The sequence below is a fragment of the Vibrio sp. 1249-1 genome (assembly GCF_033340495.1).
In genome coordinates this window covers 1-504 of the sequence record NZ_JAWOWJ010001238.1, presented here as the reverse complement: position 1 = coordinate 504, position 504 = coordinate 1, and the positions used below count along the sequence as shown (strand labels likewise).

The 504-nt window shown below is 44.8% G+C and carries 1 pseudogene; it reads left to right on the top strand.

Going from position 1 to position 504, the window contains the following annotated elements:
* Positions 1-504 (top strand): annotated as a pseudogene (locus R7Z50_RS31465) (phosphodiesterase); the annotation flags it as partial.

The window sequence follows — 504 nt, the reverse complement described above, 5'->3', positions numbered from 1 at the left end:
CCCCGTGTTTGTGATGTGGGAACTCTATTTAGGCGAGCCGGGAATACTGGGTGGCTTTGTGAACCGCTCTGAGCAATTTGGTTATGAAGCTGCGGAGATAATGGCGAGTAAGATGGGGATGTCTCTGACGTCAGCGGCGCATGCGCTGGCTATCACTGAAGCGGTCTTGGATTATAAGGCGCTCACAAAGTATGAAATCAGCCATTATGACATCCCTAAAAACGCTGAAATTCTTAATGCGCCACCGCCACTGTTTAAAGTAAACCTCAAAACACTGTTGTTCACGTGCGGCATTATTGTGCTGCTTTCTCTTGTTGTTGTAATTCAGTTTATGACTATTCGCCAACGCAAAGAGATTGATAAGAAAAATAGAAAAATTGTGTTGCTTCAAAAACGAACGCTAAACGTCCAAAAAGAGATGATTCACGTATTGGGTGAGGCGATTGAAAGTCGCTCTGGAGAAACTGGCCAACATGTAAAACGTGTCGCTAAACTGTCTCGTCG